The sequence below is a fragment of the Asaia sp. BMEF1 genome, assembly GCF_051628905.1.
In the GTDB taxonomy this organism is placed as follows: Bacteria; Pseudomonadota; Alphaproteobacteria; order Acetobacterales; family Acetobacteraceae; genus Asaia.
Window position 1 is genome coordinate 1 of sequence record NZ_CP157575.1, and the last position, 26,608, is coordinate 26,608.

Annotated in this window: 24 protein-coding genes; 15 read left to right on the top strand and 9 right to left on the bottom strand. The window is 59.4% G+C overall.

What is annotated here, in order from left to right; all coding sequences use genetic code 11:
- The 7 genes from dnaA (at position 1) to ABHV46_RS00035 (ending at position 10,292) form a co-directional block, all read left to right on the top strand.
- A complete protein-coding gene (gene dnaA, locus ABHV46_RS00005; RefSeq protein WP_336945487.1) occupies positions 1 to 1,410 on the top strand; it encodes a chromosomal replication initiator protein DnaA in 1,410 nt (469 codons plus the stop codon).
- A gap of 72 nt (positions 1,411 to 1,482) precedes the next feature.
- Positions 1,483 to 2,607, top strand: coding sequence for a DNA polymerase III subunit beta (dnaN, locus tag ABHV46_RS00010; RefSeq protein ID WP_336945486.1), 1,125 nt, complete (start codon positions 1,483 to 1,485; stop codon positions 2,605 to 2,607).
- A gap of 23 nt (positions 2,608 to 2,630) precedes the next feature.
- On the top strand, positions 2,631 to 3,740 hold the full coding sequence (gene recF, locus ABHV46_RS00015; RefSeq protein ID WP_438382180.1) for a DNA replication/repair protein RecF: 1,110 nt from the start codon (positions 2,631 to 2,633) through the stop codon (positions 3,738 to 3,740).
- Positions 3,741 to 4,198: 458 nt separating this feature from the next.
- Positions 4,199 to 5,347, top strand: a complete 1,149-nt coding sequence (locus ABHV46_RS00020) for a hypothetical protein (protein ID WP_438382181.1) — start codon at positions 4,199 to 4,201, stop codon at positions 5,345 to 5,347.
- Between the two features lie 226 nt (positions 5,348 to 5,573).
- Positions 5,574 to 7,082: an IMP dehydrogenase gene (guaB, locus tag ABHV46_RS00025; protein WP_438384468.1), complete on the top strand. Its 1,509-nt coding sequence runs from the start codon at positions 5,574 to 5,576 to the stop codon at positions 7,080 to 7,082.
- 23 nt (positions 7,083 to 7,105) lie between these two features.
- A complete protein-coding gene (locus tag ABHV46_RS00030) occupies positions 7,106 to 8,398 on the top strand; it encodes an RsmB/NOP family class I SAM-dependent RNA methyltransferase (RefSeq protein WP_438382182.1) in 1,293 nt (430 codons plus the stop codon).
- 49 nt (positions 8,399 to 8,447) lie between these two features.
- Positions 8,448 to 10,292, top strand: coding sequence for a cation:proton antiporter (locus ABHV46_RS00035; RefSeq protein ID WP_438382183.1), 1,845 nt, complete (start codon positions 8,448 to 8,450; stop codon positions 10,290 to 10,292).
- Between the two features lie 37 nt (positions 10,293 to 10,329).
- On the opposite strand, the gene ABHV46_RS00040 is transcribed toward ABHV46_RS00035, so the two are convergent.
- Entirely contained in the window at positions 10,330 to 10,833 is a 504-nt protein-coding gene (locus tag ABHV46_RS00040; protein ID WP_336945481.1) for a L,D-transpeptidase family protein, read from the bottom strand.
- Positions 10,834 to 11,036: 203 nt separating this feature from the next.
- Here ABHV46_RS00040 and ABHV46_RS00045 point away from each other — a divergent pair, with 203 nt between their 5' ends.
- Positions 11,037 to 11,756 (top strand): response regulator transcription factor, encoded by a 720-nt coding sequence (locus tag ABHV46_RS00045; RefSeq protein WP_188426341.1) that lies wholly within the window; start codon positions 11,037 to 11,039, stop codon positions 11,754 to 11,756.
- Positions 11,757 to 11,916: 160 nt separating this feature from the next.
- On the opposite strand, the gene ABHV46_RS00050 is transcribed toward ABHV46_RS00045, so the two are convergent.
- The gene (locus tag ABHV46_RS00050; protein WP_438382184.1) at positions 11,917 to 12,720 is read right to left on the bottom strand and encodes an exodeoxyribonuclease III; all 804 of its coding nucleotides are present in this window, start codon (positions 12,718 to 12,720) and stop codon (positions 11,917 to 11,919) included.
- A gap of 78 nt (positions 12,721 to 12,798) precedes the next feature.
- Here ABHV46_RS00050 and ABHV46_RS00055 point away from each other — a divergent pair, with 78 nt between their 5' ends.
- From ABHV46_RS00055 to ABHV46_RS00070, 4 genes are all read left to right on the top strand, one after another.
- The gene (locus ABHV46_RS00055) at positions 12,799 to 13,788 is read left to right on the top strand and encodes a dipeptidase (protein ID WP_438382185.1); all 990 of its coding nucleotides are present in this window, start codon (positions 12,799 to 12,801) and stop codon (positions 13,786 to 13,788) included.
- 297 nt (positions 13,789 to 14,085) lie between these two features.
- Positions 14,086 to 15,981 carry an excinuclease ABC subunit UvrC gene (gene uvrC, locus ABHV46_RS00060; protein ID WP_438382186.1) on the top strand — a complete coding sequence of 632 codons (1,896 nt, stop codon included), beginning with the start codon at positions 14,086 to 14,088 and terminating at the stop codon, positions 15,979 to 15,981.
- A gap of 112 nt (positions 15,982 to 16,093) precedes the next feature.
- Positions 16,094 to 16,699 carry a CDP-diacylglycerol--glycerol-3-phosphate 3-phosphatidyltransferase gene (gene pgsA / locus ABHV46_RS00065; RefSeq protein WP_336945477.1) on the top strand — a complete coding sequence of 202 codons (606 nt, stop codon included), beginning with the start codon at positions 16,094 to 16,096 and terminating at the stop codon, positions 16,697 to 16,699.
- Positions 16,700 to 17,158: 459 nt separating this feature from the next.
- Entirely contained in the window at positions 17,159 to 17,638 is a 480-nt protein-coding gene (locus ABHV46_RS00070) for a hypothetical protein (RefSeq protein WP_438382187.1), read from the top strand.
- Positions 17,639 to 17,686: 48 nt separating this feature from the next.
- On the opposite strand, the gene ABHV46_RS00075 is transcribed toward ABHV46_RS00070, so the two are convergent.
- On the bottom strand, positions 17,687 to 18,544 hold the full coding sequence (locus ABHV46_RS00075; RefSeq protein WP_438382188.1) for a DMT family transporter: 858 nt from the start codon (positions 18,542 to 18,544) through the stop codon (positions 17,687 to 17,689).
- 146 nt (positions 18,545 to 18,690) lie between these two features.
- On the opposite strand from ABHV46_RS00075, the gene ABHV46_RS00080 reads away from it, so the two are divergent.
- Positions 18,691 to 20,082, top strand: coding sequence for a PLP-dependent aminotransferase family protein (locus tag ABHV46_RS00080; protein WP_438382189.1), 1,392 nt, complete (start codon positions 18,691 to 18,693; stop codon positions 20,080 to 20,082).
- A gap of 35 nt (positions 20,083 to 20,117) precedes the next feature.
- On the opposite strand, the gene lexA is transcribed toward ABHV46_RS00080, so the two are convergent.
- Positions 20,118 to 20,834 carry a transcriptional repressor LexA gene (lexA, locus tag ABHV46_RS00085; protein WP_438382190.1) on the bottom strand — a complete coding sequence of 239 codons (717 nt, stop codon included), beginning with the start codon at positions 20,832 to 20,834 and terminating at the stop codon, positions 20,118 to 20,120.
- Between the two features lie 236 nt (positions 20,835 to 21,070).
- Between lexA and rpmG the strand changes: the two genes are divergently transcribed.
- Positions 21,071 to 21,238 (top strand): 50S ribosomal protein L33, encoded by a 168-nt coding sequence (gene rpmG / locus ABHV46_RS00090; protein ID WP_023977387.1) that lies wholly within the window; start codon positions 21,071 to 21,073, stop codon positions 21,236 to 21,238.
- Positions 21,239 to 21,370: 132 nt separating this feature from the next.
- Here rpmG and ABHV46_RS00095 read toward each other — a convergent pair whose 3' ends face one another.
- Entirely contained in the window at positions 21,371 to 21,700 is a 330-nt protein-coding gene (locus ABHV46_RS00095) for an FtsB family cell division protein (RefSeq protein ID WP_438382191.1), read from the bottom strand.
- 112 nt (positions 21,701 to 21,812) lie between these two features.
- Positions 21,813 to 23,093 (bottom strand): phosphopyruvate hydratase, encoded by a 1,281-nt coding sequence (gene eno, locus ABHV46_RS00100; RefSeq protein WP_025840731.1) that lies wholly within the window; start codon positions 23,091 to 23,093, stop codon positions 21,813 to 21,815.
- Positions 23,094 to 23,192: 99 nt separating this feature from the next.
- Here eno and ABHV46_RS00105 point away from each other — a divergent pair, with 99 nt between their 5' ends.
- The gene (locus ABHV46_RS00105) at positions 23,193 to 23,681 is read left to right on the top strand and encodes a DUF3429 domain-containing protein (protein ID WP_336945471.1); all 489 of its coding nucleotides are present in this window, start codon (positions 23,193 to 23,195) and stop codon (positions 23,679 to 23,681) included.
- Here the strand turns inward: ABHV46_RS00105 and ABHV46_RS00110 are convergent.
- The 3 genes from ABHV46_RS00110 to ABHV46_RS00120 are packed head-to-tail and all read right to left on the bottom strand — an operon-like array spanning position 23,669 to position 26,587.
- Complete coding sequence (locus tag ABHV46_RS00110) at positions 23,669 to 24,142, bottom strand: OsmC family protein (protein ID WP_336945470.1); 474 nt, start codon at positions 24,140 to 24,142, stop codon at positions 23,669 to 23,671. The genes ABHV46_RS00105 and ABHV46_RS00110 overlap by 13 nt on opposite strands.
- Positions 24,132 to 24,959 carry a 3-deoxy-8-phosphooctulonate synthase gene (kdsA, locus tag ABHV46_RS00115; protein ID WP_438382192.1) on the bottom strand — a complete coding sequence of 276 codons (828 nt, stop codon included), beginning with the start codon at positions 24,957 to 24,959 and terminating at the stop codon, positions 24,132 to 24,134. The genes ABHV46_RS00110 and kdsA overlap by 11 nt, the downstream gene beginning before the upstream one ends.
- Positions 24,956 to 26,587, bottom strand: coding sequence for a CTP synthase (locus ABHV46_RS00120; RefSeq protein WP_438382193.1), 1,632 nt, complete (start codon positions 26,585 to 26,587; stop codon positions 24,956 to 24,958). The genes kdsA and ABHV46_RS00120 overlap by 4 nt, the downstream gene beginning before the upstream one ends.
- Positions 26,588 to 26,608 lie beyond the last annotated feature (21 nt).

Consider the following 26,608-nt stretch of genomic DNA (forward strand, 5'->3'; position numbering starts at 1 on the left):
ATGACGGAAACGGTTTCTTGTACGTCGGGCACAGAGCCTGTGCTGGCGGCACAATGGGTCAAGGTGCGCGAACGCCTGCGGGTCGAGGTCGGCGATGTCGAATATCGTACCTGGTTGCAGCAGATCGTGCTCGGCCCGCTCGAAGAAGATGAAATAACGCTTTTTCTCCCGACCCGCTTTTTGCGTGACTGGGTGCGCGGCCAATATGGTGACCGCCTGCAGGAATTGTGGCGCAACGAGAATCGCGCCGTTCATCATGTCGAGCTGCAGGTGCAGCGCGTCGGTGACGGTCTGGCTGCGCCGGTCGCTGTAGAGGCTGCGGTTCCTGTGGTCGAGATCGAGGCACCTGTCGTTCAGGCGGCCAGCGTTCAGGATGCGCGTCACGATCTGGCGGCGCCTCTCGATCCGCGATTCACCTTCGACAGCTTCGTTGTCGGCAAACCGAACGAATTTGCCTATGCCTGCGCGCGTCGTGTGGCTGAAAAGCCGTCCAGCCCTGGGTTCAACCCGCTCTTCCTCTACGGTGGCGTGGGGCTGGGCAAGACGCATCTGATGCATGCGATCGGCTCTGAGCTGACAAGCGGCGGGCGCGTATCGGTTGCCTATATGTCGGCCGAGAAATTCATGTACCGATTTATTGCGGCCATCCGCTCGCAATCGACAATGGAGTTCAAGGAGCAGCTGCGCTCGGTCGACGTGTTGATGATCGACGATCTTCAGTTTCTGATCGGCAAGGACAATACGCAGGAAGAATTCTTCCACACGTTCAACGCGCTGGTCGATGCCGGTCGGCAGATCGTGGTCAGTGCCGACAAGTCGCCCTCCGATCTGTCCGGTCTTGAAGACCGCCTCCGCACTCGTCTGGGTTGCGGCATGGTGGCAGATATCCATGCCACGACGTTCGAGCTGCGTATTTCCATCCTCGAGGCCAAGGCGCTTGCATCAGGTGTGGCGGTTCCTGCCAAGGTGCTGGAATTCCTCGCGCACAAGATTACGTCGAATGTGCGTGAGCTTGAAGGAGCGCTGAACCGTCTCATCGCTCATGCGAATCTCTTCGGTCGTTCGGTCACGCTCGAAAGCACGCAGGATGTTCTGCATGACATTCTCAAGGCGCATGATCGTCGTGTGACGATCGAGGAAATTCAGCGCAAGGTTTCCGAGCACTGGAATATCCGTTTGACGGATATGTCCTCGGCCCGTCGCGCGCGCGCCGTAGCCCGTCCGCGTCAGGTCGCTATGTATCTGGCCAAGCAGCTAACCAGCCGCTCCCTGCCCGAAATCGGGCGCAAGTTCGGCAACCGCGATCATACAACGGTGATGCATGCCGTCTCGCGGGTACAGGAGCTGATGGAGCGCGATGTGGCGTTCGCCGAGGATGTCGAGCTTCTGCGCCGTATGCTCGAGGGCTGATCTCTTTGCTGCAACTTGCGGCTCTGCTAGAATGTTTTTTTGTTTTTCGGGTGTTCGAGGGTCTACGATCATATGAAATTCCAGGCTGACCGCACTACGCTGATCCGTGCCCTTGCCCATATCCAGAGCGTTGCTGAGAAGCGGAACACGATCCCCATTCTTGCCAATGTCATGCTGTCGATCGAAGGCAATCTCCTGCGCCTGACAGCCACCGATATGGAAATTGCGGTGGTTGAGGAAGTGGCAGCAGAAGGCGCGCGCGACGGTGCCGTGACGGCGCCGGCAAGTGTACTTTACGAGATCGTGCGCAAGCTGGCCGACGGTTCGATGGTCGAGCTCGATCATGGCGGCGGTGATGCCCCGCTGGCTCTGCGCGCCGGGCGTTATGCGACCAGCCTGAACGTTTTGCCAGTCGAGGATTTCCCCTCGATGGTGGCGGGCGATCTGCCTCACGAATTTTCGATCCCGGCCGCCGTACTACGCGGGCTCGTCGACCGCACCCGTTTTGCGGTCTCGACCGAAGAGACGCGTTACTACCTCAATGGCATCTATTTTCATGTTGCTAAGGATGGCGACGCACCCAAACTGCGCGCGGTAGCGACTGACGGGCATCGTCTGGCCCGGGTCGAAACCGATCTGCCGGCGGGCGCCGGTGAGATGCCGGGAGTCATCATTCCACGCAAGACCGTTGCCGAGTTGCGCAAGCTGCTCGATGAGGGTGCGGGCACGGTGCAGGTCAGCCTCTCCGAGACGCGCATCCAGTTCCGCGTCGGAGCAGTGATGCTGACGTCGAAGCTGATCGACGGCACTTTCCCGGAATATGAGCGCGTCATTCCGAAAAATAACGACCGCTTCCTCCGTGTGAACAAGCAGGCATTTGCCGATGCCGTGGCCCGCGTGGCCGCGATCAGCCAGGAACGCTCGCGCCCTGTAAAGCTGGCGGTGCAAACCAATCTGCTGACGCTTTCCGCGATCAGTCCGGATCAGGGTATGGCCAAGGAAGAGCTGGACGAAACCAGCGTGTCCTATGATGGGCCGTCGCTCGAGATCGGCTTTCAGGCACGTTATCTCAACGACATCACCGATCAGATCGATGTCGAGGCCGAGTTCGCTTTTGCCGATAGCGCAGCGCCGACGCTGGTGCGTGACACCAACCTGCCGACAGCACTTTATGTGCTGATGCCAATGCGCGTCTGATTGCGGGAATTGGCGGGCCTGACTTGCGTATAGACAGGCTCGTTCTCACCGATTTTCGTAATTACGAGCGTCTGGCGTGGGAGCCGCGCAGTCGCCTCGTGGTTCTTACCGGTGAGAATGGTGCGGGCAAGACCAACCTGCTCGAAGCGCTATCGCTTCTTGCCCCCGGTCGCGGTCTGCGCAGCGCGGCGAATGCACAGATCCAGCGCCATCAGGGCAGCTCCTGGGGCGTTGTGGCGCGCCTGGCTCGCGATGGCGATGCCGCGCTCGAACTTGCTACAGGGGCCGATCCGGCCAATCCTGCACGACGCGTCTTTCGTCTTGATGGCGAGGTTGTACGTAATCAGGGGCAGATTGCCCCGCATTTCTCGACCATATGGCTGACGCCGCAAATGGATCGCCTGTTTAGCGATCCGGCCTCGGGACGGCGCCGGTTTCTCGACAGGCTTGTTCTTGCGCTCGACCCTAACCATGCGCGTGAGAGCGCCGCTCACGAGCGCGCCCTGACGCAGCGCAACAGGCTGCTTGCCACCCGACCCGACCAATCGGCGTGGCTCGATGGGCTCGAAGACAGTATCGCTCGCCATGCCGTTGCCCTGACGGCTTCCCGGATGGCGCTGGTCGAAGCCATGAACCGTGTTCCAGTAACTGATGACACGTCTTTTCCTGTCGCCCGGTTGCGTCTTGTCTGCGGCGTTGAAAAGGATCTGGCAAAGAGGCCTGCGCTCGCCGTCGAGGACACGTTGCGCGCGGCGCTGAAGCACTCGCGACGCGAGGACGCCCGGAAAGGCAATACTTCTTTCGGAGCCCATCGCGCCGATCTGTTGTTGCAGGATGCCCTGACGGGTCGCGAGGCGGCGTTGTCGAGCAGCGGTCAGCAGAAGGCCATGCTGGTGCATGTCGTTCTCAACCACGCTGCCCTGACGGCAGGGAAAGCAGGCAGGACACCGCTCATACTGCTCGACGAGCCGCTCAACCATCTGGATGCAGAAAGGCGTGAGGCCCTGCTGCGTTTCCTTCGCGATCGTGACGTCGCGGCCTTCATGACAGGGACAGACAAAGAGGTCTTCACTGTTCTGCGAAAATGCGCCGACTATCGAGAGGTCAGCGCAGGGCGCTTTAACGAGCGCTAGGCCCAGGGTAGCCCGCCCGCGAGAGAGGCGCCTTGCGCCGGGGCAATGTAACATATCGGTTGCAATTATGCGGGGGGCTGCTTGCGCCCTGACAAATCTATCAAGGCGATAAATCGCCTAATGCGCTTGAGTGGGAGTATTGAGGTCAACCTTCGTCCTGAAATCGGTGCATATCTCTCTCTCTCGTTATTAAAAAAGCTCAGGTTTTTTCGGGTCAGGAGACATCTGCCTCGTGTAGATAATACGCGATAGAAATATGATCAGATAACGTTCAAAATATAAATAGATAAATTTCACTATTTATATTTGTTTATCTCGATATATTTTGGTTGTGTATTGAGTTCGCAGGATGAGAAGGCGGATCGTCGTCAATCGCCGCATCTTATTGTTACTTATTGTCATAAATATTTAGCCTATAAAGGAGCGTCATCAACTGAGGGGAAGAGGATAAGGCTCAAATGAGGATTGCGTTTCTTTACGTCGCAGAGCCTTATCAGTGCTATCACGTCGCTGCCGTTTCTTCGGCACTCTCACAGTTTCCGAATGTCTCAGTTACTGAGTTTGTCAGCTTCCCCGAGACGGCCCAGCATCTTGAGGCGATCCGGCGCGACAATAATCTGGGCGGCAATATCGAGCGCGGTTCCCTCAAGATGTCCCGCAAGGCGGCACTGCTTCGTCGCCTGCGGCGCCTCGATGCCGAACGTGAAATCGTCATGCGGGAAAATGTCGCCCAGCTTGAACAGTTCGATGCAGTGGTGGCGACCGAATATTCTGCCGGACTTTTGCGCGAAATGGGTCTTGTGCGTCCTGCGCTCATTTTGATCCAGCACGGCGCGGGCGATCGCGCCGTGAATGACGAACATCTCATTCGTCATTTCGACCTCTCTCTCGTATCGGGGCCGAAAATTGCGGAGAGTTTTCTGGCGAAGAAGCTGGCTACGGCAACGCAAACGCGGATTATCGGCTACCCGAAATTCGATGCGGTGCGCAAGGAGCGGTGTCAGGAGCCATCGATTGCCACCCAGAAGCCGGTTGCGCTTTACAATCCGCATTACAAGAAGGGCTTGTCATCTTACGGCAGGTTTCTTCACCCGCTCGTCTATGCCGTGAATCAGCTTGATCACTACGATCTCCTGATTGCTCCCCACATCAAGATTTTCCACAAGGATTTCGGGAGCAGGCGTCGACTTTTCAAAAGCGTGGTAGGCGGGCGGGTCAGTCTCGACACGGCGTCTTCGGCGTTGCTTGATATGACCCATACTGCTCGTGCTTCGCTTTATATCGGCGATGTCAGCAGCCAGGTTTATGAATTTCTGATCCGCCCGCGCCCTTGCGTTTTTCTTAATCCGCACGGTGTTGCCTGGCGTGACGATCCGCATTTTCGGCATTGGACGCTTGGCGATGTGGTCGAACGGGAAGAGGATATCCTTCCCGCATTGGCTCAGGCGGAATCGCGTCATGTTCTGTACCGCGCGCGCCAGGAACAGATAATTCACGAGACATTCGGGTCTCAGCCACGGCGTGGTGCGTCTTATCGTGCAGCGCAGTCCATACGAGAGTTCCTCCGTGGTGAATTCGGTAACGCCCCTCTACCTGCGGTCGCCTGAAGGCAATTGGAGAAGGGGTGGTTGCTCTGCTGCCAGCCTTCGCATTTAGCCCTGCGGTTCGCATGGCAAATCGATGAAATTGCGTGCAGGAACGCAATCTCCTGTTTTCAACACGGACCGGTTTGGTCTAAGAGGACGCGCCAACGGTAGGAAAGCCGCGGGCTTTCCTGATTGATTTGCGGGGAGGCAGCGGCAGATGACCACGACCAATGAAACACCGACCGGAATGGCTGGGGAACGTGTTGGTTCTTATGCGTCGCGCAGCGTGTCGCATGACCGTATCCGTGAAGCCCTCGCTTTTGACGACGTTCTGGTAGAGCCTGCGGCTTCGGAGGTGCTTCCCGCTCAGGCCTCCACCCGTACGCGCCTGACACGCTCCATCGAACTCAACATCCCGCTGCTCTCCTCGGCTATGGACACCGTGACCGAAGACGCGATGGCTATCGCCATGGCGCAGCAGGGCGGTATGGGCGTCATTCACAAGAACCTCTCGATCGAAGAGCAGGCCGAGCACGTGCGCCGCGTCAAGCGCTTCGAATCGGGCATGGTCGTCAATCCGGTAACGGTCGGCCCCGACCAGACCCTGCGTGATGTGCATGCCATCATGGCGCAGCATGGCATCAGCGGTTTGCCAGTCGTCATGCCGGGTACGGGTGAGCTGGTGGGTATTCTCACCAATCGCGACATGCGCTTTACCAGCGATCTGTCGACCCCTGTGCGCGACATGATGACGCGCGACAAGCTGGTGACGGTGCGTCATGGTGCCGATGCCGCAACGGCGCAGGATCTGCTACATCGTCATCGCATCGAGAAGCTGCTGGTGGTTGACGATCAGAATCGCTGCACGGGCCTGATTACAGTCAAGGACATGGACAAGGCCGAAGCCCATCCTCTCGCGATCAAGGATCAGTTCGGTCGTCTGCGTTGCGCCGCTGCTATCGGTGTAGGCGCCGACGGTCTGGCGCGTGCCGAGGCGCTGGTTTCGGCAGGGGTGGATATCGTCATCGTGGATACGGCCCATGGTCATTCACGCGGTGTGCTCGATACGGTAGCAACGCTGAAGTCGCGCCATCCCGGTATTCAGGTCATCGCCGGTAATGTTGCAACGCCCGAAGCGGCTATCGCTCTGGCGGGTGTCGGTGCCGATTGCGTCAAGATCGGCATCGGGCCGGGATCGATCTGCACGACGCGCGTTGTAGCCGGTGTGGGCGTGCCACAATTCTCGGCGGTCATGGAAACATCGGCAGCCTGCCATGAGGCAGGTATTTTCGGGATTGCAGATGGCGGCATCCGTACTTCGGGCGATATCGTCAAGGCCATTGGCGCTGGCGCCGATGTCGTGATGATCGGGTCGCTTCTGGCCGGGTGTGAAGAGAGCCCTGGCGAAGTGTTCCTGCATCAGGGGCGTTCGTACAAGGCGTATCGCGGCATGGGCTCGCTTGGCGCCATGGCACGTGGTTCGGCCGATCGTTACTTCCAGGCCGAGGTCAAGGATTCGCTCAAGCTTGTGCCTGAAGGTATCGAGGGTCAGGTCCCATACAAGGGCAGCATGGCGGCTGTAGTGCATCAGCTCGTGGGCGGCTTGAAGGCTGGCATGGGCTATACGGGGTCGGCCACGATTGCCGATCTTCAGGTGCGCACGCGTTTCCGTCGCATCACCAATGCGGGCCTGCGCGAAAGCCACGTTCACGACGTGACCATCACGCGTGAAGCACCTAACTATCGCCAGGACTGACAAAAACTTGTAAGCGCGGGAGCATGACTCCCGCCGCCCGACTCTCCGCTGCCATCGATCTGCTTTGCGCCATCGAGGCTGCCCCCCGCCGTCCCGCAGATGCGACGGCCAATGCCTATTTCCGTGATCGTCGCTATATTGGCGGCGGCGATCGTCGGGTCATTTCCGCTCGTATCTGGGATGTGCTGCGTCAGTGGCGCCGCCTGCACTGGCATCTACGCGATATTCCAGGTGGGGCTTCTCCTCGCACGCTATGCGCAGCCTCGCTCATGCTTGGCGGTGAGGAGATCGGCACGGTGCGTGCCCTGTTCAATGGTGAGCGCTTTGCCCAGTCCCATCTGACGTCGCGTGAAGACGCTGCTTTGGCCGCCCTCGGCGGAAAAGAGCTGAACGACCCGGATATGCCGGGGCCGGTCCGCCTCGAATATCCCGACTGGCTTCATCCCTATCTGGAACGGGCCTTCGGCCCGGCACTCGAGACCGAAATGGCGGCGCTCGATGGCGCCGCGCCGCTCGATCTGCGCGCGAATCTGCTCAAGGGTCATCGTGACGAGGCGATCCGTTCCCTGCGCAACGAGCAGATCACCGCCACGCCCACGCCGCTTTCACCCTGGGGGCTGCGTCTCCCCGGTCGCCAGCCGGTGACAGCGACCCAGAGCTTTCGCGAAGGGATCATCGAAATTCAGGACGAGGGCAGTCAGCTCATCGTCGGAGCGCTGGATGCCAAGCCGGGCGAGCGCGTTGTCGATTTCTGCGCTGGAGCAGGCGGCAAAACGCTTGCCATCGCCATGGGGATGGAAAACAAGGGGCAGATCGTTGCCTGTGACGTTTCATCGCCGCGTCTTGAGGGGGCAGTCAAACGCCTGCGTCGCGCTGGTGTGCATAATGTCGAGCGCCATTTGCTGGTGAGTGGCGATAAATGGGTCAAGCGTCGTGCAGGCGCCTTTGATCGCGTGCTGGTCGATGCACCCTGCTCGGGTACGGGCACCTGGCGGCGCAACCCGGATGCCCGCATCCGGCTAGTCGAGCAGGATATTATCGAGCTGCAGGCGAAGCAGGCCGATATTCTCGATCGCGCCTCGACGCTCGTGAAGCCGGGCGGCCGTCTGGTCTATGCAACCTGCTCGCTGCTGAATGAAGAAAACGAAGCACAGGTTTCTGCGTTTCTCGCGCGCAATGACCGCTTCGAGCGCGTGGCAGCGGGAGGCGACATGTTGCCCGAGCCCTTGCGCAGCGAGAGCGGCTTTGCGCTCACGCCGCACCGCAACGAGACGGATGGCTTTTTCGCCGCCGTTCTCCAGCGCAAGGCGCAGTAACACGTCGCAGGGCGTGGTTTGTTAATCGGGCAGGGGTAAGGGCGAAATAATGGCGCTGGCAATGTTTATCGGGCTATTGCTCACCCTCGGGGCGGGCATCGGCGCCCAATGGGTCGCCTGGCGTTTTCGCCTCCCTGCCATCGTCCTGTTATTTGCGCTCGGCCTGATCTTCGGGCCCGGCCTTGGCATTCTCCATCCCTCTGCGGCGCTGGGCTGGATTTTCCGCCCGCTCGTCTCGCTCCTGGTCGCGATTATCGTGTTCGAGGGCGGATTGCTGCTCGACTTCCGACAGTTGCGCGAAGCGGGCGAGGGGGTGACACGCCTTACCATGCTGGCTCTGCCCATCTCCTGGGGGCTGGGCTGGGCGGCAGCGCATTACATCGCCCATATGGAATGGGGCGTGGCAGCGCTTTTTGGTGCCATCATCACGGTAACCGGCCCGACTGTGGTGCTGCCCCTGCTGCGGCATAACAAGCTCCAGCCCAGGGTGGCGGCTTTTCTGCGTTGGGAAGCGATCATCAACGATCCGATCGGGGCGATTCTCGCCGCTGTGGTTTTGCAGGTTGTCGCAACCCGCGTGCCGATCGGCACCGATGTGTTTCTGACTACGGTGCTGCCCGATCTACTTGCCTCGACCGCAGAATCTCTGGCTGTAGGCATTCTGCCTGCCTATCTCGTGCGTTATCTCTTCGTGCGCGATCTCATGCCCGAGCCGCTCAAGACGCCCTTGCTGCTCACCCTGGCTCTGCTGATTTTCAGCGTCTGCAATATGAGCATGGAAGGCGCCGGGCTTGTCGGGGCGACCGTGTTCGGCATGGCGCTGACCAATCTGCACGTGCCGGGTCTTTCCGAATTGCGCCGCATGAAAGAATCGCTCGTCGTTCTTGTGGTGGCGGTTCTGTTCATCATGCTGACGGCCGATTTGCATCGCGAAGTTCTGGCCCATCTTTCACTGCCGATCTGCCTGCTGACCGCTGCTGTGATGTTTGGGGTGCGCCCTTTGGCGATCTTCCTCTCGACCATCGGCACGGGGTTGAAATGGCAGGAGCGTCTCTTCGTTGCCTGGATCGCTCCGCGCGGTATCGTCGCCGCCGCGGTGGCCGGTGCTGCTGGCTACCGTATGACCGATGCGGGCTATCACAGTGCTGATCTCATTATGCCCGCTGTTTTCGCGATTATCGGCGGCACAATGATCTTTCATGGTTTCTCGCTGCGTCCCATCGCCCGCTGGCTCAAATTGACGCTTTCGAACGAGCCCGCTTTGGCTATTGTCGGTGCTTCGTCATGGTCGATCGATCTATCGAAATGCCTCAGCGCCTCGGGCATTCCCATTTTGTTGGTCGATAACCGTTCGAACACGCTCATCCCTGCAATGCGTCAGGGGGTGCCGGTTCTCAGAGCCGAACTGCTCTCCCAATATGGTGAGGAAGCGCTGGAAGAGCGGCCTGCCGATTATCTCATTTCGACAACGGCAGACGCTATTTATAACGGCCTCGTCTGTGCTCATATGGCGCCGCATATGGGGCGTCAGCGTGTCTTCCAGATCAGCCCGGGCGTCGCACGGCTCGATTTCTATCACGGTCTGTCACGCGATGCGCGCGGCAAGCTCCTGGGCGATCCGTCCTGGAATTTTACGCTCATCGACATGCTGTTCGAGAAAGGCTGGCGCTTTGCGACAGCCATGGCCGACGAAGCAAGTGCCGCGTCATTCGGTGCCGTGCCGAACCGTCTGGATTTTCTGTCCATCCGGCGCGGTCAATCCATTTCCATCCGTTCGGCAGAGGACCAGTTCCCGGTGACCCCGGCCATAGGCGACCTGCTGGTCTATATGGCGCCACCCGTAGAGCCCGCTTCGGAAGCTGGTGCAGAGCAGCCCGTGGGCGAGGGCGGCTAATAAGCCGGCGGCGCCCAGCCATACGCCCTTAAGGGGCTCAGTCCCTGCGAACCTCGATACCTGTCGCGCCTGAGGCGATCAGCTTGCGCAGCAGTGGCGCTTCGAGGGCGATGCAGCCCTCAGTCACGCCGCTTTCGGGGGGCAGGTGCAGGAAAATGGCCGAGCCGCGATTGCGCATGACAGGATCATCGTTCCAGCCGAGAACAACGCAAAGATCGTAGCAATGGTCCTCACGCCAGAGCCGCTCATGCCGTGCTTCATGAGGTAGGGCGACATGTCTGTTGTAATCGCGATGGCCAGGGTCGTCGCACCAGCCATCGTCAGGGCTCAGAGCCTCGACGCGCAGGCTTGTCTGCGGGCGTGCCACGCGATCAGCCCGGTAGAAAACCTGACGGAAGGGAAGAAATCCTACAGGGGTGGCCTGATCGCCCTCCGACTTGTCCAGCCTGATTCCGCCAGCACCAATCAGGGCGGGCAGGCGCAGATCGTTGACGAAAAGTGCCCCTGAACGCCCTTCTCCATGTCTTAATATGACGTTCATGTCACAAACCTCACGCCTGAACATTAATTTAAGGGTAAATTGCGTGTAAACGCCGGTATCGCTCCGGGGGTAAGCTCCGATCGCATTGGCGTTGTCACGATATACGTGTAAGTCTTCCGGTCAAAACAAGGCACTTTCTTCTTTGTAGAAGGTTGGTCTTGGCTCAGGGGTACTCCCCCAAAGATGGTGAGAGAAGGTTATACATGCCTGGTCCGCGTCCTGTCCTGATTGTTGACGATGACGATACGCTTCGCCAACTCTTGGTCGAACAGCTCAAACTCGAGGGTGAGTTCGAGCCCATTCAGGCTGCCTCCGTTGCCGAAGCAAAGGAAAAGCTTGGTGTAACCGATGTGCGTGTCGATGCCATCCTCCTAGACGTCACCCTGCCCGATGGCGATGGTCGCGATTTCTGCGCCGAGCTGCGTCGTCAGGGTATTCGCATGCCGATCATCATCCTGACCGGTTCGGATGACGAAGCGGACGTGGTGCGTGGGCTCGATGCAGGGGCCAATGACTATGTGGCCAAGCCGTTTCGCATCGCAGAGCTGCTGGCGCGTCTGCGCGCCCAGCTGCGCCTGTTCGAGAACAGCGAAGACGCCGTTTTCCCGATCGGGCCGTATCTTTTCCGTCCTTCTTCCAAAATTCTTCAGGAGCCGGCCAAGAACCGCCGTATTCGCCTGACGGAGAAGGAAGCGGCGATCCTGAAATATCTCTATCGTGCCGGGCATCGCCCGATTGCCCGTCAGGTGCTGCTGAACGAAGTCTGGGGCTATAACGCTGCCGTCACGACGCATACGCTCGAGACGCATATCTATCGTCTGCGCCAGAAGATCGAGCCCGATCCGGCTAACGCGTCTCTGCTTTTGACGGAAGGCGGCGGTTATCGCCTGAATCCGGAAGGCAGCGACGCTCTGATGGGCTGACAGGCCGGTCTGGACCGAATACAAAAAAACCGGCCCGAAAGGCGCCGGTTTTTTTGTATTCGGGCGAAGGGGGCTATTTGGGTCTCGCCGCAGGGCTAAGGGGGCGTGAGACCCCCTTAACGGTCAGTGTGCGAGCTTGCGCGCGAAGACAGAGTGCGCGTTACGCGAAGCTCAGATCGAGATCGACTACCACTGGCACGTGATCTGACGGACTGGCCCAGTCGCGCACGTCCCTGAGTACCTCCATCCCCTTCATGGCAGGCGCGAGATCCGGCGTCATCCAGATATGGTCGAGACGCCTCCCTCGGTTGGAAAGCTTCCAGTCGCGATTGCGGTACGACCACCAAGTATAGAGCTTTTCCTGTGCGGGCACGACAAGCCGCATGGCGTCGACAAAGCCGGTATCCTGCCATGCCTTCAGCCGTTCGATCTCCGGGGGTGTGTGGCTGACCACGGTGGCAAGCTGCTTGTGGCTCCAGACATCATGTTCCAGCGGAGCGATGTTAAGATCGCCGACGACGATCGAGCGTACGGGCGGGTTTTCTGTGAACCAGAAGGTTACTTCCTCCAGAAAAGCCAGTTTATGGGCAAATTTGTCGTTTACGCTCGGGTCGGCGATGTCGCCACCTGCAGGCACATAAAAATCATGCAGAATGACCGGTCCCGTGCTCGTATCGAACGAAATACCAGCATGGCGTGTGTCGCTCTTGCCGCACCAGTCGGGTGAGGCCTCAATCGGGGTGATGGCGTGGCGTGAGAGGATGGCGACCCCGTTATATCCTTTCATCCCAAGAAAATGCTGATGCGGATAGCCCATGTCGCGCAGGGCATCGGCAGGAAAAAGGGGGTCGGGAACCTTGGTTTCCTGCAGGCAGATGATGTCCGGGTTCTGTTCTTCGACCAGGCGCTGCAGCAAGGGCAGTCTCAGCCGCAACGAATTGATATTCCACGTCATCAGCCGCATGGATGCAGACCCCTCAAATTGGCATGAAGTGTAGGAATACCTCTTGCGGGGGCATCGCGACAGACCATTTACACAGACATGATATCCGACCTTCACGACCGTCTCCTGACGCTCGACTCCCATATCGATATTCCCTGGCCCGACCGTGGCGACTTCGCCACCGGCTCGGCAGAGCGACAGGTCGATCTGCCCAAGCTGCGTGCAGGGGGGCTCAGGGCTGTCTGCCTTGCAGCCTATATCCCCCAGACCAGGCTTGATGCCGAGCCACGCCAGCAGGCTTGGGAGCGTGTCCAGGCCATGCTCGACGTCATTAATGGCCTTGGTAGCGAGTCAGTCGCGGTTTGCTCGCGGGTGAACACGCTGCGTGAGTCTGTGGCTCAGGGGCGTGTGGTGGTGGTGCCCGCAGTCGAAAACGGCCACGCATTGGGGGGTGACCTCTCCCGTGTCGATCGGCTGTCGGCTTTGGGCGTGCGTTATATGACCCTGACCCATAATGGCCATAACGATCTGGCCGATGCGGCTATCCCTCTGCCCACTCTGGGTGACGAACGCACCCTGCATGGCGGGCTTTCACCGCTCGGGCGTGCCGTGATTGCCCGTATGAACGAGACCGGGATCGTGGTTGATGTCTCCCACGCTGCGAAAACCAGCATGATGCAGGCAGTCGCTCTGTCAGCCCGACCGATTGTCGCCAGCCATTCCTGCGCGCGTGCCTTGTGCGATCATCCGCGCAATCTGGATGACGAGCAGTTGCGTGCCCTGCGCGATACGGGAGGCGTGATCCAGATCACGGCCATGTCGTCCTTCCTCAAACCGAGCGCGCAGGGTAGGGCCTCGGTGACCGATCTCGCCCGTCACGTCCGCTACGTGGCCGATCTGATCGGGGTCGCTCATGTCGGCGTATCTTCGGATTTCGATGGCGGTGGACAAATCGACGGCTGGTCTGACGCCTCTCAGACCCCGTCGGTGACTGAGGCCCTGTGCCGGGAGGGATTTGTCGAAAGTGAACTCGCGGCGCTGTGGGGCGGCAATTTTCTGCGTGTGTTGGAACGGTCGGAGCCTGGCTGAGCGGAACTTCGAACAAAACGGGATCGTTCTGTGTGACGGGACGCTAAATTTGTCCACTTTCCGGCTCATTCCGGGATTGACACCCTGTGATTCCAAGGTCTTGACGCTGTTTCTTCCATACGGATTGGCAAAATTGTTTATTTTCAATGCCTTATTAATCACTGCCCAAAAAATAGGCAAAGCGTTGCAAAGCGCGCCAAACTGCGCCCGTCATCAATTTGTCACGCGATCCCCCACAGACTTATCCACATGTTCCGTGGATGAAGTTTGCCCTATGTTGGCATCGGGTATGCTGCCATGAGGAGCGCGAATGAAGGGGGAGAAAGTGTCGCCGGTCTCGCGGTCCAGGAGGCACCCAAAGAGGGCACAGAGGCTATCCGCGAGGCGCTCAGGACCATCCCATTCTCGCCGGGCGTTTACCGCATGCTCGGCGCGAAGGGAGAGGTGCTCTATGTTGGTAAGGCCCTCAGTCTCAAGAAACGTGTCTCATCCTATCTTCGCCTGAACCAGCTGCCCGAGCGGCTGCGTCGCATGGTCAGCCTGACGCGTTCGATGGAGATCGTGACGACGCGCACCGAAGCCGAGGCGCTGCTTCTCGAAGCGAACTACATCAAGAAGATGAAGCCGCGCTTCAACATCCTGCTACGAGACGATAAATCCTATCCCTGGATCATGCTCACCGAAGGGCATGCGTTCCCTCAGATCACCAAGCAGCGTGGCAGACCCGTCAAGGATGCCACTTATTGGGGGCCGTTCGCCTCGGCCTGGGCGGTCAATCAGACGCTCAACCTCATACAGCGCAGTTTTCTGCTGCGTTCCTGCAGCGATTCCGTGCTTTCGACACGGACGCGCCCCTGCCTGCTTTTTCAGATCCGCCGCTGCTCTGCACCCTGCGTCGATCGCGTGAGCTCGGGCGAATATGCTGCTCTGGTAGATGAAACAAAACAGTTCCTGTCGGGCAAAAGTACGGATGTGCAGAAGGCGCTTGTTGAGGAAATGGAGAAAGCGTCAGAGGCGCTCGAATTCGAGCGTGCTGCGGCGATACGCGATCGGATACGCGGCTTTTCGAGTATGCAGGAATCGGGGATCATCAATCCGGCATCGATCGGAGATGCGGATATCATCGCGTTGTGGCAGCAGGCGGGAAAAACCTGTCTTCAGGTCTTTTTCATTCGTAACAGCCGCAATAACGGTAACCGGGCGTTTTTTCCCGAACATGCGGATGACGATCAGGCTGCCGACATTCTCTCGGCGTTTTTGCTGCAATTCTATGACGACAAGCCCCCACCGCCGCAGATACTGCTTAATTGCGACCCGGCGGAACTCGATCTGGTTTCCGAAGCGCTCGGTCTCAAGCGCGGGCGTAAGGTTGAGCTGCTGCAACCCCAGCGCGGCGAGCGGCGTGACGTGGTGCGTCATGCGGAGACTAATGCCCGCGAGGCGCTGGAGCGCCGTCTGGCCGAGAGTGCGGGGATCGGCAAGTTGCTTGACGGGGTGGCCTCTGTCTTTGCGCTCGACGCCCCTCCTGCGCGCATAGAGACATACGACAACTCGCATATCATGGGGCAGCATGCTTATGGCGTCATGGTCGTGGCGGGGCCGGAGGGATTCACCAAGCGCGCCTATCGCAAGTTCGGCATCAAGGGCCCGGTTACCCCCGGAGACGATTTCGGCATGATGCGCGAGGTCATGGAGCGGCGATTTGGCAAGCGAGACCCCGAAGCCCCCGATGAACGCCCGCAGGACTGGCCGGATCTGCTACTCATCGATGGCGGTCTCGGGCAGTTCAACGCCGTCCGGGCCGTACTCGAAGAGCTGGGCGTCAGAGACATCCCGATTGTGGCGATAGCAAAAGGTCCGGATCGCGATGCGGGGCGCGAGTGGTTCTTTCAGGAAGGACGTTCCCCGTTCCAGCTGCCACACAACGACCCTGTGTTGTATTACCTGCAGAGGTTGCGCGACGAGGCGCATCGTTTTGCGATCACGACGCATCGCGCCGGGCGCAGCAAGGCCATCAAGACCTCGGAGCTGGACAGCGTGCCGGGTATCGGCGCCGTCAGGAAACGCGCTCTTCTGCACCGCTTTGGCTCGGTTCGCGGCGTCCGTGGCGCAAGTGAGGAAGAGCTGATTTCGGTGGCAGGAATCAATTCGGAAATCGCACGCACGATTTATGCGTTTTTTCATCCGCAATGATGTCGTAGCGACTATGCTGGTGAGGTAACACCCTCCTATCATGGGGCATGATTCCCATTTCGAGGTTCGGTAACGCCTCCGGCGGCTCACCCGGTGGATTCAGGAACGATTAATGCTGACAGACCTGCCCAATATCCTGACCCTGCTGCGTATCGCTTCGATACCGGTGCTGATCGCGCTGATCGCTTTCGCAACGCCGGTCACGGATGGTCTGGCCTGTATTGTCTATATCGCGGCCTGTATCACCGATTATCTCGACGGCATGCTCGCGCGCCGCTGGAAACAGGGGTCGGAGCTGGGAAGGATGATGGACCCCATCGCCGACAAGCTGCTGGTCGGAGCCTTGCTTCTGGCTCTGGCTGGCTACGGCAGGCTGATCGACGGGGCGCTTTTCGCGGCAATCGTCATCCTGATACGCGAGATCATGGTCAGCGGCCTGCGTGAGTTCATGGCAAGTCAGCGCGCGACGCTGCCGTCGACGCGTTTGGCCAAATGGAAGACCGGCATCCAGATGGTTGCCATTGGCTGCTTGCTGGCCGGTGACGTCATGCCGCGGATGATCGGGCTTGGGGCCATTTCCTTTTCCACTATCGGTGCGGTTCTGCTCTGGTTCTCGGTCATCCCCACTGTGATGAGTGGCTGGGGCTATCTCGTAACAGGGTTATCGCGCATGTTGGCTAACCGTCCGGACGGATCTTCTGCGAAAATCAGTCATTGACTGATCGTGTCCAGCATCGCCGTTGTGGATAAACTCGATCACTCCCGGCTGTAGAGTTGCTTTCTCATAAGATGGTGGTGCTTCGACAGGAACCTACGGATCAGGATACCAGATCTGCCTCGCAAATATCGTGGCCGCCCGGATGAGAGCCTCAGAGGAGAGACATTTCCCTCAACAGGGACCAATGATCGTCATTTCGCTCGGCGGCGCTCGCGCTTTTCGTATTTCAGCCGTTCAGCAGCAATGAAACCGGCAGTGCAAGAGGCATGAGTTCCAGCGCTCAACGGCCGACTGGTCAAGTATTCCAGCCTATACATCTTCTGTATCTGGCCTTGGGCGAGCTTAACGCCTAAAAGAGCCGGGCAGACATCTCTGGAGTAAATGATGCGAAAGGCCGCTCTTTTAGCGATCCCTCTTTTTTTGAGTGGCTGTTCCGGTTTTGGGAAATCTATTCAGGACATGGCAACGCTTCCAGGGGCCAATCCGAATATGCCTGATGGCCAGTCGGAAAATCTGGAGAAGGTGAAGGGGCATGCCTATCTCGCCATGCCGATCCTGCCTGAGAGCGGCAATATCTGGCCGGGTGCGCCGCAGCCCTTGCCGACGCTTCGCGACGTGGAAGCCTCACCCAACGGGCTGAGAGACGCGATGTCTGATACCAATAGCTATTTCGGCTCGATGACCAAGGGTCTTGATGCCAGTGGGATGCAGCTTGGCGATGGCGGGTCGCTCGCCATTGGTGAGCATGACGGTGTGGTCAATGGTGTACGGGGCGCGTCGCGACCGTCACTTTCGTCATCCGTCGAAGACAATGCCCATAAATACATCTCGCCGAGCCGTAGCGGCACGATCGTCATTCCCAATGGGGACGGCACCAGCACACAGATCGACCCCGATGGAACGGTGCGTGTCACGAAGGACAAGCCAGCGGCCCATTGACCTTATGGGGAGGGGGCGATCCATTATGCTGCCTGCGCCCCTGAGGTTTCAGGCAGCATGTTTCGCACCGAAAACGCAGACCAGAACGAGGCAGGTGACGCCGACAAGCAAGGGTGGAAGCGCCTCATGCAGGATCAGAGCGGAGAGCGCCAGCCCCCCGAAGGGCTGTAAAAGCTGCAATTGTCCGATACGGGCGATCCCACCCACGGCAAGGCCGTGATACCAGAACACAAAACCGAGCATCATGCTGAAGACTGCGACATAGAGCAGCGCTACCCAGGCCGACAAAGCAATTTCTCCCCAAGCGACGGGATGAGTGGCAAGGGCCAGTATAGACATCAGGGGCAGGGCGAGAATCAGTGCCCATGAGATCACCTGCCATCCGCCTAGACGACGCGATAACGAGGCACCCTCCGCGTAACCAAGCCCGCAGACCAGGATCGCCGCCAGCATCAACCCGTCACCGGTCAGTGAACTCCCATGGGTCTGGGTGAGCGCATAAAAGAGGACGGCCGCTGCGCCACAGAGAGAGAAAATCCAGAATCGGGGCGAGGGATGCTCGCCGTTGCGCAGCACGGCAAATAATGCCGTGCTCAGGGGGAGAAGCCCCGTCCACATGGCGCATCTGACGGCGTCGATATGCTCCAGCGCACAGGCAGAGAGCAGCGGATAGCCGATGATCACGCCAGTGGCGATGATCCCAAGAGGCAGCGCCGCCTCTCGCCCTGGTCTTTTCTGGCGTAATGCGGCGAGAAGAGCGATGCCCAGCAGGCCGGCGATGACGGCTCGGGCCGCGGTCAGGAAAAGGGGCGGAAATCCTGTTTCCGCCAGCCTCGTTGCTGGTAGGGAACCGCTGAAGATCGCGATGCCGATCATGCCGCTCATATAGCCACCTGACTGTTTCATCCGTTATTTTTCTCCTGTCCACAAGACTCTTCGCGTCTGGTTCCGAGCAGCAGTCTCGCGTCAACCCGACAGGGTCGCCATGGACAGTCCAGTACAGTTCGATCAAACTGTATGGCACTCGGTTTCCATACAGTTTGCAGGCACTCATGCGTATCAAGACCCGGACCACGAGCGTCATGGAAGCCGTACGGGCGCGTATCGCTTCCGGCAGTCTGGCGCGGGGGGAGCGATTGCCCTCGATACGTCGGCTTGCGCGGCAATGCGGTCTTTCCCCCTCGACCATAGCCGAGGCGTATGAGCGTCTGGTGGCCGAGGGCGCGATCCACGCACGTCCCGGATCGGGTTACTTTGCCAATGGTGGCGCACTTTCCGGTCCAGCGCCGAGCTCGAGACGCGACCACGCGGTCGATCCGTTCTGGGTGTCGCGTCAGGCGCTTGAGGCCGATCCGACAATGATGCAACCGGGATGCGGCTGGCTGCCGGAGACGTGGATGCCCCAGCCTGCGCTCAGGCAGGCCCTTCGCGCTGTCTCACGCGACGAGGGCGTTCTGTTAACGGGATATGGACCTGCCAGGGGCGCATTGCCGCTGCGTCAATTGCTGGCGCGGCGCTGGGCCGAGGAACAGTTATATATCACGCCCGGGCAAATTTTGCTGACAGGTTCAGGAACGCAGGCGGTCGATCTCGTCTGTCGTCTGATGCTGAGCCCAGGCGATACGGTTCTGGTCGACGATCCCTGCTACTTCAATTTTCGTGCGCTTCTGGCTGTGCATCGCGTCAAAATTCTGGGGGTGCCTTGCAGGGCAGATGGCCCTGATCTGACTGTGTTCGCCGCGCTTCTGAAACAGAAATCCCCGAGACTTTATCTGACAAACTCGGGTCTGCAGAACCCGGTGGGCTGCGCCCTCACGCTGCGCAAGGCGCATGAGATGCTCTCTCTGGCCAAGGCTCATGATCTCGTCATTATCGAAGACGATATTTTCGCAGATTTCGCACCGCGCCCCTTCGCAAGCCTAGCCCCGCTCGATGGTCTGGAACGCGTGATACGGATCGGCTCTTTTTCGAAGACGCTCTCGGCCTCATTGCGTTGCGGTTATATCGCAGCTTCTTCGGGAATTATCGAGCAGCTTGGGGATCTGCTTATTGCAACGGGGTTTGCCGGTGTTAGCCCGGTCGCTGCGGAGATCGTCAGGCTGGTCCTGACGGGGGGATCCTATCGGCGTCACATCGAGTCGTTGCATAGGCGGCTGGCGCAGGCCCGCAAAGAGGGTGCAGCGCAACTGGTATCGATCGGGATCACGCCCGTTGTCATGCCCGAAGGCGGTTTCAGTCTGTGGTGCGAGATGCCTTCGGGTTGCGACGTCACGGATCTGGCACGCAGGGCTCTGGACGATGGGTTGGTTCTGGCGCCGGGAGCTGTTTTCAGCGTCTCCGGCGAGGCGTCACGTTTTATGAGGTTCAACGTCGCCCAGATGGCCGAGCATCGGATGATCGGCCCATTGGAGACCCTGCTGAGACGGCGCCCTCTGCCAGGATAGGCGTGGCCGGGTTATGTCCGCTACTTTTGCCGTATTCAGTTGTACTGGCGGTAGAGCCCGATCAGCAAGCCCTGAATACGTACGCGGTTCTGGGGAAAGATCTGCGTTTCGTAGTTGGCGTTGGCGGGTTCAAGCGCGATCGACTTGCCTTTCTGGCGCAGACGCTTGAGCGTGACTTCCTGTTCATCGACCAGTGCGACCACGATCTGGCCGTTTTCTGCGGTCTCACTCTGACGGATAATCACCGTATCACCATCCAGAATGCCCGCTTCGATCATGGAATCGCCAGAAACGTGAAGGGCGTAGTGCTGGCCATTGGTCAATTGACCGGCGGGAACGTCTATCTGCTCGCCGGAATCGCGAAAGGCCTCGATAGGGAGACCCGCAGCGATGCGGCCGTAAAGCGGCACGCCGACGACGGGAGTCTGCATGGCTTCGACGGAGGAGGGAACAGCCCGCTCCTGGCTATGGGCAAGACGGGGAAAGCTGCCGCTTTCAGGTGAAGCAGACTGGATGACAGGCGCGGTGCTGGCCTCGGTGACCGGCAGACGCACGATCTCAAGCGCACGGGCGCGATGATGATGGCGGCGCAGGAAACCGCGCTCTTCAAGGGCCGAAATCAGACGATGAATTCCCGATTTGGAGCGCAGATCGAGTGCTTCCTTCATTTCGTCGAAAGAGGGAGAAAACCCGGTCCGCTTGAGGTAGGAGTCGATAAAAAGCAGGAGCTGGTGTTGCTTGCGCGTGAGCATGGGTGTCCTCTCTCCAGGGCCGAGGCGGTCTGCAACCGCTTCAGCCCGGAATCACTATGTTCTTATTAAGTTCTTGCTTCGATCTCTTCAAGATTTTTTCCCCGGAACATCAAAATTAATCCACCGTTTTGCCGGAAACACTTGACCTGCGCGCGTAATCCACGCATTTAACGCCCCAGCTTGAAAACGCTGCCGTTCATGTCGCGCGCAGCGACAGATCAGTTTGCGAGGACCACATGGCAAAGACCAACGTCATCCAGATCCGTCTCGTTTCGACCGCGGATACCGGATATTTCTACGTCACCAAGAAGAACGCCCGTTCGGCGACCGGCAAGATGGAAGTGCGTAAGTACGACCCCGTCGTGCGCAAGCACGTTGCTTTCCGTGAAGCCAAGATCAAGTAAGATCAGGCTTTACCGACGTATCAAAAAAAGCGGCTCTTTCGAGCCGCTTTTTTTGTGTCTTTGTTACCGAGGGCGGACTCCTGCCCGGTGCGGGTCTGGCGGCCTCACGCCCGAAGCAAGCGGGGGAAGTGCTCAGTAGAGCTTTTCGTGGGGACCATAAGGGATAACCGTGTCGCCGGTGCGCGCGAGATTGAGCATCGCGCGTGCGCGTTCGTCGAGCATATCGGCATCGAGCGCACGTTCATTAAGGCTGGTGATTCGGCGCTTCCAGACGGCCTGCTCATCATCGGCATCTTTTTGTGCCTGAACGGCCTGATCCATGAGCTTGAGCTGCTGGTGATAGGCCTTGAGCCCATGATCGCCCTGAAGAGCATTCCACCCGAAATAGGCCGTCAGCCCGAGAAACAGGGCAGGGGGAACGACGGCACGCACGACGCGTCGGATGGCACGAACGATCTGCACGGAAACTCCAGGGTAGCAAGCGAGCTGGTGAAAGTAACCCTACCCTCACGGCAGCACTGCTTACAATCGCGCATTTGAGGGAGGGAGCGAAAAACGCTCCCTCCTCAACAAATCAGACGCGCGGCAGGATGGAGCGGCCTGCGTAGCGAGCGGCGGTAGCCAGCTCGTTCTCGATGCGGATGAGCTGATTATACTTGGCCGTACGATCCGAACGTGACAGCGAACCGGTCTTGATCTGACCGCAATTCGTGGCGACGGCGAGATCGGCGATGATCGAATCTTCGGTTTCGCCCGAACGATGGCTCATGACGCATTTATAGCCAGCGCGATGGGCAGTTTCCATGGCGCGGAGCGTTTCGGTCAGTGTGCCGATCTGGTTGACCTTCACCAGCAGCGCATTGGCCGTGTTGCTCTCGATGCCGCGAACCAGACGCTCGGTGTTGGTCACGAAAAGATCGTCACCGACGAGCTGCAGCTTGTGGCCGAGCTTGGCGGTCAGTTCTGCCCAGCCCTCCCAGTCGTCTTCTGCCAGACCGTCTTCGATCGACACGATGGGGTAGCGCGCGGCGAGATCGGCCAGATAGTCGATCATGCCTGAGGAATCGAGGTCGCGGCCTTCGCCATCCATCTTGTAGCGGCCGTCGCGATAGAATTCCGTGGCAGCGCAATCGAGTGCGAAGGTCACGTCTTCACCAAGGCGATAGCCAGCACCTTCGACGGATTTCGAGATGAAGCCGAGAGCCTCATCAGCCGATTTCAGACCCGGCGCGAAACCGCCTTCGTCACCCACATTTGTGTTGTGACCGGCTGCATGCAGGTTCTTCTTCAGATGGGCAAAGATTTCAGAACCCATACGCACGGCGTCCATGATCGTCGGTGCGCCGACCGGCTGGATCATGAATTCCTGAATGTCGATGGGGTTATCGGCATGCTGTCCACCATTGACGATGTTCATCATCGGCACGGGGAGGGTGTGGGCGAAAACGCCGCCGACGTAACGGTAGAGCGGAATATCGAGTTCGATCGCGGTGGCCTTGGCCGTGGCGAGCGAAACGGCGAGGATGGAATTCGCACCGAGGCGTGCCTTGTTGGGCGTGCCGTCAAGTTCGATCATCGCTTCGTCAATGGCGATCTGGTCGGAAGATTCAGCACCCTGCAGGGCGTCGAGAATCTCGCCTTCAGCGAAAGAGGCGGCCTTCAGAACGCCCTTGCCACCGTAGCGCGACTTGTCGCCGTCGCGCAGCTCGACCGCCTCATGGGCACCGGTCGAGGCGCCGGACGGAACCGCTGCGCGGCCCTTGGCACCGGAAGACAGTTCGACCTCGACCTCTACGGTCGGGTTGCCACGGCTATCCAGAATCTCACGAGCAATGATATCAATAATGGCGCTCATTGGGGGCTCCCTGTTTGAACGTTCGAACTTCGGGCATCACAAGGCGTCGAGAGACCGACGCTGTCAACTGGCGTTATGTGAAATGAGGATGGATATTCCGTGAGACCCCTGTCACCGCTTGTCATTTTCCTTGGTATCGCCGGTTTGATGCCATTCATCGGGCTCGCCATGGCCGCTCTTTTCTGGGGCAGCCTGGGACCGATCACCCATATCGGCGTTGCCATGCTGGCCTATGGCGGCTGCATTCTGTCTTTTCTCGGCGCAGTGCATTGGGGGCTGGCACTTGAACAGCCAGCCATCATGCCAGCACAGGGCATGGGTGCGATCAATCGCCGACGCCTGTTTCTGGGGGTGATGCCGTCGCTCTGGAGCTGGGTCGCCATTTACGTCGGTGTTGTCTGGGCCCCGCGTGGCGGCATCCTGATGGAGATGATCGGCTTTGTGCTGGTATTGCTGGCCGAGCGTGCCGCTTATCGTCAGGGCGCGCTGCCCGCGGGATACTTTCCCTTTCGCGCACTCCTGACAGCGATCGTGGTGTTGAGCCTGGCGGCCTGCCTGAGCGCGCCGCTTCAGCCCTATACGATCTGAAAGACGGGTTCGCAGATCACCGGGAAATTTACCGAGCGCGAGATGAAGCAATGCGCATGGGCCTGATCGTGCAAAGCCTGTGCGCGTTCGATCGAGCTGCCGCTCGCGAGCGTGATGAGGGGACGTAATACGGCGCTCTCGAATTCGCCATCGCCCTGAGGATTCTCCATCATCACGGCCTCGGCTGAATCGCGATAGGCCGTGACGACAATCCCGGCGCCGGCGCAGAGCCCAAGATACCACAGCTTGTGGCAGGCACTGAGCGAAGCCAGCAGTAGCTCGCCGGGGTTCCATCCCGTCGGATCGCCATGAAAGCTCGGATCTGCCGAACCATGGATGACCGCCTTGCCTTCAGCTGCGATGACATGATTGCGGCCATAGACATGCCAGGACTGCGTTCCGAGTCCGTGATTACCGGTCCATTCGGTCTCGACCGAATAGACATGTCGTTTAGAACCCATTGGATTTCGAGAGCTTGTCAAAGGCCTGAAGCGTGGAGAGAAGGCTGCGCATTTCCGAGAGAGGTACCATGTTGGGGCCATCGCTGGGGGCGTGATCGGGGTCTTCATGCGTTTCGATGAAAACTGCCGCCACGCCGATTGCGACCGCAGCGCGTGCCAGCGTCGGCACGAACTGGCGCTGACCACCCGACGAGCCGCCCAGACCGCCGGGCTGCTGCACCGAATGTGTGGCATCGAACACGACCGGATAGCCGGTGGATGCCATGATCGGCAAGCCGCGCATGTCGCTTACCAGCGTATTATACCCGAAGCTCGTGCCACGGTCGCAGAGCATAATTTTGTCATTGCCCGTCGAGGCGATTTTCGCCGCGACATTAGCCATGTCCCAAGGTGCGAGGAACTGGCCCTTCTTAACGTTGATCGCGCGCCCTGTTTCACCCGCTGCCAGAAGCAGATCGGTCTGGCGGCATAGGAAAGCCGGGATCTGCAAGACGTCGACGGCCTCGGCAGCAGGTTTGCACTGGGCAGCGTCATGCACATCGGTCAGGACCGGGCAGCCGAATTCCTCACGAATGCTAGCGAGGATATCCAGCCCTTCGGCCAGGCCGATGCCTCGCTCTGCCTTGAGCGAGGTACGATTGGCCTTGTCGAAGGAGCTTTTATAGATCCAGCCGATACCGAGCGAGCCGCAGATTTCTGCGAGACCAGCCGCCATCTCCCGCGCATGAGCTCGGGATTCGATCTGGCAGGGGCCTGCGATCAAGGTGAAGGGCTGGCTGTTACCGATGGTCAGCGAGCCGAGAGCGATATCGGTCATGCGAGGCGGGCCTTCTTGACCGCTGCTTCGATGAAGCCCGCGAAGAGCGGATGCGGAGCAAAGGGTTTGGACATGTATTCGGGGTGATACTGCACGCCCACGAACCAGGGATGATCGGGATACTCGACCACCTCAGGCAAAACGTCGTCGGGCGACATACCAGAGAAAACGAGCCCGGTTGCTTCGAGCTGCTCGCGATAATGCACATTGACTTCGTAGCGGTGGCGATGACGCTCGCGCACTTCGGTCGTGCCATAGGTTTCGGCGGCGCGCGATCCGGGCTTCAGCTTGGCCGGATAGGCGCCGAGACGCATCGTGCCGCCCATCTCGCCATGTTCGCGACGGCGCAGCATCTCATTGCCACGCGCCCATTCAGTCATCAGCCCGACAAGCGGCTCGTCAGTTGGGCCGAATTCGGTCGAAGATGCTTTTTCGAGGCCGGCCAGTGAGCGGGCACATTCGATGACGGCCATTTGCATGCCGAAGCAGATGCCGAGGAAGGGCACGCCGTTTTCACGGGCGTAACGCACCGCCTCGATCTTGCCTTCCGAACCACGCTCGCCGAACCCGCCGGGTACGAGAATGCCATCCACACGGCCGAGGGCCGCGATGGAATCAGGATTCTTCTCGAAGGTTTCGGACTCGACCCATTCGAGTCGCACCTTTACCCGGTTGGCAATGCCGCCGTGAAGCAGGGCTTCGATGAGTGATTTATAGCTGTCGAGCAGGGCCGTGTATTTGCCCACGACGGCGATGCGGACTTCGCCATCGGGATGGCGCAGCGTCTCGACGATTTTCGTCCAGCGACTCAGATCGGGTTCACCTTCGACCGGCAGGCCGAAATAACGTAGCACTTCGTCGTCCATGCCTTCCTTGTGATAGGAAATCGGGCAGGCATAGATGGTGTCGACGTCGAGTGCGGCGATCACTGCCTCGGGCCGCACATTGCAGAAGCTCGCGATCTTTCGGCGCTCATTGGTCGGAATGGCGCGATCTGAGCGGCAGATGAGCATCTGCGGCTGGATACCGACATTCTGCAGCTCCTTGACGGAATGCTGCGTGGGCTTGGTCTTCAGTTCGCCCGCCGCCGGGATGTAAGGCAGAAGGGTGAGATGCACGCACATGGTCTGGTTATGACCCAGATCGTTGCGCAGCTGACGGATCGATTCGAGGAAGGGCAGGCTTTCGATATCGCCCACCGTACCGCCTATTTCGACCAGCACGAAATCATAGCCATCCGTACCGGCAACCACGGCTTCCTTGATGGCATCGGTGATATGCGGGATGACCTGCACCGTGGCACCGAGATAATCGCCGCGACGTTCGCGCGCGATCACTTCGGAATAGATGCGCCCTGTCGTCGCGTTATCGGCCTTGCGGGCATGAACCCCGGTGAAGCGCTCGTAATGGCCGAGATCGAGATCGGTCTCGGCCCCGTCATCGGTTACGAAGACCTCGCCATGCTGATAGGGGCTCATCGTCCCCGGATCGACATTGAGATAGGGGTCCAGCTTGCGCATGCGGACCTTGTAGCCGCGCGCCTGGAGGAGAGCCGCAAGGGCAGCAGAAGCTATACCCTTGCCGAGAGAGGAAACCACGCCACCGGTGATAAATACGAACCGAGTCATGGAGGGCTCTCCTACATTGGA